Below are 9,652 nucleotides of genomic sequence, written 5' to 3' on the forward strand. Positions count from 1 at the left end.
CGGCTATTTATATAACAGCCTCAATAATTTCAAATTCTTCTTTCGCCGTTTCACAAACCGGGCAACTATAATTTTCGATGCTTTCGAAGCGCGTACCGGCGGGAATTCCGTTCAGTTCATCACCATATCGCTCATCATAAATGCTGAGACAGTTTTTGCATTGATGCACCCTGCGATGATTGATGGTTTCCTTGTTGTCCTTTTTACTTTCATTGGGATTAACCTGTCCGGTGTCCTTAACTGAGGTCGAATAATAATGCTCGCAAAGTTCTACAAGATTGAGCGCGAGGTCGGACATATTCACTCCGTCTTTGTAGGAAATAAGATTTTTATTATTCGGGTTGAAATCACGGGTATGCTGTATTGCAAATATACCATCCGATTGTTTTTTAATCACTATCGAGCCCAAAAGCCCCGTTTTAGGCTGTGTTTTTATGGCAAAGCTGAGCCGGTAAGTGCGCAGGTCGGCTTCTTCAAATTCCCGAACTAATTGTTGTTTCAGGTTGAGGCCTTCTTCGCACAGGTCTTCTATCTGCCAGTTAAGCTCGTTAGCTGCATGGCGAACATTGAGCCTGTACCTGTCGAGAATAGCTCCCCAGGCAATACGATCAGCTTGCTCGATGCCTTTGATGATGATCGACTTCCAGGGCGTGGTATAGATCTGACCGTTCCTGGTTTTAATACACAGATTGCAAACATCTTTCAGAAATTCCAGCGGAAAGAGTTCATTTCGGCGGTAAACTCCGAGCCAGTATTTGTTATTGCCGTATTTGTTAAAACCTTCATAGTAGGGGAGGTAAAAGTCGGGTAATTTAAGTGGTTCACTGCGATGATTAAGCGAGGTCGGTATTTTTGAACTAACCGTTTTATAGAAAAACAACTCATTAACCTTTTGCTGATCAAAAAAATGCTCTTTCTGATTAAAAATCACGTCTTCAGTGATCTTAGCCAGCAAGGCTATATCATCCGAATAAACTAACGACGGCCAATGATAAAACTGGTTCGTTTTTGGGAACCGTATATAAAAATGCCAGTAGTTGCTTACTTCGGACGAAATAAAATTTAAGTTGCCGCTAAAGAATGGCACAAAAGTTTGCTGTTGATCGGCCAGGTTGATCTTAAGCCGTGGTTGATGATTGAACAGATCAAAAATGTCCCGGTAAACACCTTCTTTCAGCCAGCTTTCATTACTGAAAATGGTGTCGCAAACATAGGAGCTGATGATATTGGCGTATTCGTCGATATCCACTTCATAAGCTACGCCCATACGCAGCATTTCCATCTCCAGGGTTTCCAGATCACTATTTTTTATACTGAAATAGAGCTGCTGGCGATTGCCAAAACGGATATGTTTTGCACCAACATTTTCTGCGATCAGCAATATTTCATACAAGTCACCTGCTGAAACATAGCCTCCCGGTAAATTTATTTTGATGATGTGCTCCATAATCTCTGTTAACTCTGCGGAACCAGTTTTTTCAATGCTTCGTCCAGTAATCTCTTTACTTCCGGACGGCATGAACCACAACCTGTTCCTGCCCCGGTTGAGGCACATAAGTCCTTCATATTGTCGCAGCCTTCGGCTATTTTTTTATTGATGTTTTCGCTGCCCACATTATTGCAGCTGCACACCGGTTTCCCTAGTACCGGGTCGGCTTTATTGCCACTGCGCAATAGCTGAAGACGTTTCTCACTGAGTTCAATTTTGTTGGATATTAGCTCTTTGAATTCAAGGAACTCGCTTTTGTCGCCAATAAGTGTAGCGCCAACCAGTTTATCCTCATGGATGATACACTTTTTATAATAACGCTTGGCTTTGTCGATAAAAATGATCTCCTCGTAATTGCCATCCGTCGGGCATTCAGACATACCAATGCTGCATAGATCGAATCCATGGATTTTAATGATGTTCATTAGCGTGGTGCCTTTATAATAACTGGCAATATCACCGTTCAGGTATTTGGCAACGACTTCGGCCTGCTGTTCAGCTGCGGCTGTGAACCCGTACAGGTCTCCTTCGTGTTCTGCAATTTCACCAACTGCATAAATGTCCGGATCACTGGTTTGCATGCGTTCGTTAACGATTACGCCGCGCTTGCAATCGATCCCGCTGTTTTTTGCGAGCTCTATATTGGGTGATGTGCCGATTGCGATGATCATCGCATCGCAATCAATCTTTCGCCCGCTTCGTAAGCCGATGCCTGATAGTTTAGACCTGCCATAATAAAGCTGCACTTCATCGTTGTAATAAATATCGCAGCCCTGGTCGGCCATTTCTTCGCTTAGTAGTTGGCTCCCCAAAGCGTCCAATTGTTTATTCAGAAATCTGGAGGTACGGTGGATAATAGTAACTTTTGTCCCCATTTCACGAAGCGCGGCTGCCATTTCCAAACCCAGTAATCCGCCGCCAACTATCACCACATGCCCATTGGTAGGCATGTGCTTTTTAAAGTTATCAGCATCGTTACGGCTGCGCATGGTGAATATGCCCGGCAATGCAGGCACATTCTTTGGCCGCGCCGGACTGCTGCCGGTGGCGAGTATTAAGATATCGTAAAAATGTTTGAGCCCGCGTGAGTCGATAACCTGCTTGTTGTTGCGATCAATCCTCTCAATACTTACACCTCTCAACATGCGAATATTGTAAGCAGGCTCTTCCGAATCCTTCATTTTCACAAGCTGTTCCCATTGCAGTTCGCCACTGATGTAGTCTGGCAATTGCACGCGATTATAGAAAGGGAAATTCTCCTTGCTGAAAATAGTGATCTCGTCATCCGCGTTCAATTCACGGTAGGATTTCACAAAGCCAAATGCCCCGGCACCAGCACCAACTACGATAATGCGCTGATGAGGCTTTTTATATTTCTGAACATTAACAGCGCAGTATTTAAAGTCAGGCTCTTTCGATATCGGATCGACAATATCATTGGTTATGTTATTAGCACGATTAAGATCGCTGCCCAGTATTTTGCCCCAATGCATGGGAAGGAAGATGACGCCTTTCTTAATTCCTGGAGTTATTTTCGCTTTAACCCTTACGTCACCTCTGCGGGATGTGATAACCGCAACATCACCGTCATTCAGTTTCAATGCTTTTGCATCCGCAGGATTGATCTCGACAAACGCTTCATTGAGATGCTGGTTGAGCTTATTCACCTTTCCCGTTTTACTCATGGTATGCCACTGATCGCGGATACGGCCGGTAGTCAGGATGAAAGGATAATCATTATCTGTTCTCTCGCTTACATGGTAGTCTGGAACAGCATGAATGATTGCCTTTTTTGAGTAGGTGTAGAATGATTTTTCTGTAAACAGTCGCGGCGTGCCGACAACCTTGCCTTTCTTTTTATATGGCCATTGCACCGAGCCTTGTTCCTTGATGATATCGTGACTAAGCCCATTGATATCAATATTGGTTTTTGAAGTCAGTTTTGCATGTTCGGCGTAAATGGCTGCAGCGTTTTCAAAATCGAAGCCTTTATAACCCATTTTTTGGGCGAAACGGCAAATGATCTCCGAATCAAGCAAAGCTTCGCCCGGAGGTTCCACAATTTTATTCAGATAGCTGATTCGTCGCTCTGAATTAGTCATCGTACCTTCCTTCTCGGCCCAGGCAGCAGCAGGAAGTATCACATCAGCAAAGGCCAGCGTTTCAGGTTTATCGCTAATCTCCTGAACCACTACAAACTTGGCTTTTTTTAGAGCCTGCTCTACCTGGCGCACATTTGGCAAACTGGTGATTGGGTTGGTACATAATATCCATATCGCCTTTAAACTGCCATCTTCCAAAGCTTTGAACATTTCTGTTGCCGTCAAACCAGGGTTAGGGTTGATGGTAACTCCGCCCCAAAACTTTTGAACTTCTTCGCGGTGCTGTGGATTTTTAAGATCACGGTGTGCAGGCAAAAGGTTAGCCAATCCGCCAACTTCGCGACCGCCCATAGCATTCGGCTGCCCGGTAAGCGATAATGGTCCCGAACCTGGTTTTCCGATATGGCCGGTTATTAAATTCAGGTTGATCAGACTTAGATTTTTATTTACGCCTATTGCGCTTTGGTTCAGCCCCATCGTCCACATTGAGATAAAGCCTTTTGCCTCGCCAATATATTTGGCAGCTAAACGGATATCATGTTCATTCAATCCGCAGATTTCTGCTGCTTCGCCTACCGTCCGCTTAAATACCAACGAACTATAAGCTTCAAAACCTTCTGAATGGTTCCGTATAAAATCAATATCGATATCGCCGTTTTCGATCAACAAGCGACCAATTGCGTGATTTAAAGTAATATCCGTTCCCGGATTGATCTGTAAATGCAAATCAGCCACCGAACAGCTATCGGTAATGCGTGGATCGACAATGATGATTTTCGCGTCAGGATTAGCCGCTTTATGTGCTTCAACCCTTCGCCATAAAATTGGGTGACACCAGGCAGGATTGGCGCCAATCACATAAAAACAATCAGCCAGTTCGATATCATCATAACAAACTGGAACAGAATCTTCACCCAAAGCCATTTTATAAGCAGCCACTGCGCTGCTCATACACAAGCGCGAATTGGTATCAATATTATTGCTACCAATGAATCCCTTCATCAGCTTATTGATTACATAATACTCCTCGGTGAGGCATTGCCCCGAAGCATAAAAGGCCACCGAATCGGGGCCATATTTATTGATAAAAGTTTTGAAGACAGCCGCCGCCCGGTCGAGCGCCTCATCCCAGCTCACCCTTTGCATCGGCATGCTCCGGTTGTATCGCATTTGGGGGTACAGAAGCCTGTCGCTTCGGTCATTAACGGTATAATGCAGGTTCATGCCCTTGCTGCAAAGCATTCCTTTATTAACCGGGTAATCTTTGTTACCCTCGAGCGAAACAGTGCCGTTCTTCTCCTTGTTGATAACCACGCCGCAGCCAACCCCGCAGTAACAGCAGGTTGACGTAAGTTTGTTATTGTTTTTATTTGCGGACATGGTTATCTATTTTGTTTTATGCTACTCCTGCAACTACTCGTTGCGTACTTTCTTCTATTACAGTATCTCTCCTGAACCGAGTGATCAGTATGATCAGCGAAACAATGATCACCGTATAACCAATATAGGTGAACGCCTGTATGTAAGTAATGGAAGTTGATTTGAACAGGAAGCCAAACAGCATCCCGCCCAGGTTACCACCAGCACCAACAATGCCACTTACCAGGCCCACATTTTTTGCATTGATAAAGGGAACGATACCATAAGTAGCGCCATTTGACATTTTGAGGAACAGCGCGAACATCAGCATAAAGCCGATAGCTGCCACCAGCGAGCCTGCCTGAGCGAACAATAACAATCCGCAGCCTTCTAATAACAATACACAGGCAAGCAGCAGTCCTTTGCCGCGCATACCGAATTTCCCACCAACTTTGTCTGATACAATTCCGCCTAAAGCGCGCGCAAAAATGTTCATGAAGCCGAATATCCCGGCCCAAAAACCGGCGCTGCTTTGCGAAAGATGAAACGAATCCACAAAGTGCAGTGAGGCTACATTATCAAAAGTGATCTCCATACCAAAGCACATGGCATAGGCCATCATTAGTGCCCAAATACGCCAGTCGGCCAGTACAGTCCAATCAGTTTTGCCTGATTTAGATTTGGTATAACCGATTTCATCATAGTTTCCCTCAGGAGTATCTTTAGTGAATTTGTAATAAAAGAAGGCGATGATCAGCATCATTACTCCGGGCACGATCATGGCATAGCGCCAGGCCTCAGCTTTGGTATAACCAAAACCAACGATAGCGGCAAATATCAGCGGCATCACCATATTGGTTACGCCTCCACCCAGGTTGCCCCAGCCGCCGGTTACCGCATTGGCGGTACCTTTAATATTAGGCGCAAACATCATCGAAGTATGGAACTGCGTGATGACGAACGAAGCGCCGATAACGCCTATCGCTAAGCGGAATAATAAAAAGGTGGTATAATCATGTGCCAGTCCAACCAGGAAAACGGGTAGTGAACCTACAAGCAATAATCTTACAGCGGTTTTCCTCGGCCCCCAGGTATCGCACAGTTTACCGATGATGAGACGGGCAATAATAGTTGATGCCACGGAAGCAATAATGGTATTGCCAACCATTGCTTTAGTTAAATGCAGTTCGGCGCGGATAGTTGGCATCAATGGCGCCAGACCGAACCAGCCAAAAAAGCACACAAAGAACATCAGCCAGGTAATGTGGAAGGTGCGCATCTGTATGCCTTTCAGCGAAAATATGTTGAGCTTAGTGAGTTGATTCTTCATTGTAATTTCTCCTTAATTATTTGCCGAAAATGTAAAAGAAGGTCAGCCGGTAAACCAGCACATGGCTTTCCGGTATGTAATTGGGCGCAGTTTTATCGCGTTGATCTGTATATTGAATCAGCCAGAGATTAGGTTCAAAATGAACACTCTTAGCAGGCGTGAAGTCCAATCCTGCTGTATAAAAATGCTCTTTGGTTGATGGGCTGTATGCCGGCAGATTGGTATTCACTGTATAAGTATCGGCAGCGTTATAATCATTGTCTGGATTATAACCATCATATCGTGCGAAGAACCCCAGCTTATCTTTACAAATAGCGCCGTGTGCGTAAACCGAAATAGCATTCACGCGTGCGTTTTCTGATTTCAGGGTGGTCGTGTTTGTTACACCGTTAGCTATTTCCTGGGTATAGGCTTCCAGTCCAAAGGTGATCTTTGGCGTGGTATAGGCTACAAATCCCTTAAACATATTACGCGACTGTCCACCTACTAATGCCGTAGCTGGTGCAGTGCGCATGTAATCGGCATACAGGTCGATGATCAGGGTTTGATTGAGGAACTTGCCGTACACATCGCCATAGAATGCCTTGTAAAAGCCTGTAGCGGGATTGGTCGCTGATCCCAGGGCGGCGCTGCTTCCTGCTGCATTATTTCCGATAAGGATATTGTAGCCAAAATTTTTAGTTGCCGGATCGAAAACACCTTGCAGTTCCGCGCCAACATCGTAAGCATTTGTGCGATGAAAATCGGAAATAGTTCTTTCAATAGAGCGGTATCCCCATATTTTTTCTGTTAGCAACGGGAAGGAAGGTGTTAAGGTCTCACCCAATACCAGGTCGGTTCCATTCCAGATGCTCCGCACCCTAAGGGCAAAGTTTTTAATATAGAATGCCATTTTATTATCAACCAGGTTATCGCTGTTAGAAATGGTTGTCCCGGTAGCTGAACCCGTATTTGCATTTGGTTCAGAGGCTAAGAGTACCTCGACTGCAAATTTCTTTGTGATGTCATAATCGTATCCGAGATAGAGGCGGCGGAACTGGAAAGCATTACGGTAAGTGGGTACGCCATTGTAGTTGGTTTCCGCTCCTCTGTTGGCGGCATCGGCGTGGGCGTTATAATAAAAATCGCCGAAGGCATAACCCCATAAACGGCGTACGGGTTTCCAGGTAGTATCTGTTTCTTGTGATTCAGTGGTTGCTGCGTTTGCCGCGGGTGGATGATCCGATTTATTATCGGCTGAGGCACTTGTTGTTGAAGTGTTTGCGGCGACCGTTTGAGAAAATGCGGAAAAACATGATCCAAACAAGATAATCAGCACAACAATGCCTTGATTTAATACATTTTTGTACATTTGATTTAGTTTTTTATTTGTTAAAGCAAGAAAAACTGTTAACCCTGTCTGGACTGCGACCTCCGGACGGGGATTTTTTTTGTCTTTTATTTAGATTTTAACCATAGGCGTTAAAATTTAATCTATTTTAATTGTCGACGTCGTTAATTTGATATAAATATACCCTGATTAATATGTTTTTCCAATAAAAACAATCGTTTTGATAAATTTTTATGATTTAAATTATATAAAAGTCGATTTTTTATAAAAAATTCAAATTAATTCCTTTGTATATTAGTCAAAATGACATTTTATAAAATTTATGTAAGGTAATTTTTGACATTATTTAGCTACTTAGAGTAAAATAAATATTATAAATGATGAATTTATTCTTAAAATGTCAAAATTTTGATTCATTTTGTAAAAAGTAGAACTAAAATTGTCATTAAAATCTAGGCATAGGTATAAAAACGGCTATTAAGAAATGATTTTAGTTGTAAGAGTGTATAATTAACACTGTAATTAATTGAAAATGAAGAAAAATACTTCGATTTGTGACGTCAATAGTTGTTTTATGTGCCGAAATTGTTTAAAAGAATGGCAGCCCGCGATAGCTTTAGGTAAAAAAAATCTGAAATTGAAGAAAGGTGAGGTGCTTTTTAAAGAAGGAGAACCTGTGACAGGGGTGTATTTTGTATACTCAGGAAGTGTGAAAGTATATAAAAAATGGGATGAGGATAAAGAACTGATCATACGTTTTGCAAAAGGTGGCGCTATGCTTGGCCATCGGGGGTTGGGTAGTAATTTGGTTTATCCAATATCAGCAGCTGCGCTCGAACCCAGTGTTGTTTGCTTTATTGATACTAAATTATTTGAAGCGACACTCAAAACTAATAGTGAGTTTACAGCGCAGTTAATACACTTTTTAGTGCAGGAACTATACGAGTCAGAAAAGAAGATGCGCAACCTGGCCCACATGCCTGTAAAAGGCAGAGTAGCAGAAGCGCTTCTCCATTTAAAAGATATGTTTGGCGAAGATGATAAAGGTTTTATCAATATTGACCTTAGTCGCCAGGATCTGGCATCATTCGCAGGGGCAACTTATGAAACAGTTTTCCGGATGATCAATGAGCTTGTAAAAGAAAAGCTGATCAAGCTATCCGGAAAAAGTATAGCAATTGCTGACCTTGATGGACTTGCCAAACTAGCCGCTGATTAGGCTGCTACGCCGATATATACTCTTCCGTCCTGAACCTTCACTGGATAAGTTTTGATCTGGAATTCTTCCCCGCTCAGGCATTCACCGGTCAGTAATGAAAATGTTTTCTTGTGGAACGGGCAGGCTACCTTCGGCTCACATGCTTCGCCGGTGCTACCGATCATGCCGCGCGATAAAACCATTTGTTGTTTGTGCGGACAAAGATTCTGCGTAGCAAACCACTCGCCCCTGCGCGAAAAATTATAGATTGCAATTTGCTCATCGCCATGCTTAACACAAGCGCCGCCATTTTCCGGGATGTCATCGCTATAGCAAGCCATCACCCATTTGATATCTACTAATGTTTCCATAATCTGATTTTTTTTAAATGCTAAAACCTAAATTCTAAACTCTAAATGCTATTGAGCTATTCAACCAATGAACTATTGAACCAATGAACCAATGAACCAACTCTACCATTTTGCCTTCAGTTGCTCCCGCATCGGCTCAAATTGTACCGTCGGATCTTTTTCTTCCGGTGCGTTGATGAAGTGTGCGAAGCGTTTTCTTAACTCAGGGCTGTTTACCACTTCCTTCCACTCGCAGTGATAGCTGTTGATCAGCGACTGCATTTCTTCTTCCAGTGATACTCCGATTCCCAGACTATCATTTATTACCACATTCTTCAGATAGCTTAATCCGCCTTCCATTTTGTTTAGCCAGGTTGCGGTACGTGTCAACGGGTCGGCGGTTTTGATGTAAAACATCAGGAAGCGGTCAAGGTATTTAACCAGCATGTCTTTATCGATATCGCTAGCCAGCAGTTGTGCGTGCTGTGGTTTTG

At 43.4% G+C, this 9,652-nt stretch carries 6 protein-coding genes and 1 pseudogene; 1 reads left to right on the forward strand and 6 read right to left on the reverse strand.

Features of this window, described 5'->3' with window-relative positions:
• Positions 1-7: 7 nt before the first annotated feature.
• The 4 genes from VIM89_RS21980 to VIM89_RS21995 are packed head-to-tail and all read right to left on the reverse strand — an operon-like array spanning position 8 to position 7,631.
• On the reverse strand, positions 8-1,447 hold the full coding sequence (locus tag VIM89_RS21980) for a rubredoxin (RefSeq protein WP_488158342.1): 1,440 nt from the start codon (positions 1,445-1,447) through the stop codon (positions 8-10).
• An 8-nt stretch (positions 1,448-1,455) separates the two neighbouring features.
• Complete coding sequence (locus VIM89_RS21985; protein WP_488158343.1) at positions 1,456-4,971, reverse strand: molybdopterin-dependent oxidoreductase; 3,516 nt, start codon at positions 4,969-4,971, stop codon at positions 1,456-1,458.
• A 16-nt stretch (positions 4,972-4,987) separates the two neighbouring features.
• A complete protein-coding gene (locus VIM89_RS21990; protein WP_488158344.1) occupies positions 4,988-6,280 on the reverse strand; it encodes an MFS transporter in 1,293 nt (430 codons plus the stop codon).
• Between the two features lie 16 nt (positions 6,281-6,296).
• Positions 6,297-7,631, reverse strand: a complete 1,335-nt coding sequence (locus VIM89_RS21995; RefSeq protein ID WP_488158345.1) for a hypothetical protein — start codon at positions 7,629-7,631, stop codon at positions 6,297-6,299.
• Positions 7,632-8,142: 511 nt separating this feature from the next.
• Here VIM89_RS21995 and VIM89_RS22000 point away from each other — a divergent pair.
• Positions 8,143-8,829 carry a Crp/Fnr family transcriptional regulator gene (locus tag VIM89_RS22000; protein ID WP_488158346.1) on the forward strand — a complete coding sequence of 229 codons (687 nt, stop codon included), beginning with the start codon at positions 8,143-8,145 and terminating at the stop codon, positions 8,827-8,829.
• Here the strand turns inward: VIM89_RS22000 and nirD are convergent.
• Both nirD and VIM89_RS22010 read right to left on the reverse strand, forming a co-directional pair.
• On the reverse strand, positions 8,826-9,179 hold the full coding sequence (gene nirD / locus VIM89_RS22005) for a nitrite reductase small subunit NirD (protein WP_488158347.1): 354 nt from the start codon (positions 9,177-9,179) through the stop codon (positions 8,826-8,828). The genes VIM89_RS22000 and nirD overlap by 4 nt on opposite strands.
• A gap of 102 nt (positions 9,180-9,281) precedes the next feature.
• Positions 9,282-9,652 (reverse strand): annotated as a pseudogene (locus tag VIM89_RS22010) (nitrite reductase (NAD(P)H)); the annotation flags it as partial.

Source organism: Mucilaginibacter sp. (genome assembly GCF_036568825.1).
GTDB lineage: Bacteria > Bacteroidota > Bacteroidia > Sphingobacteriales > Sphingobacteriaceae > Mucilaginibacter.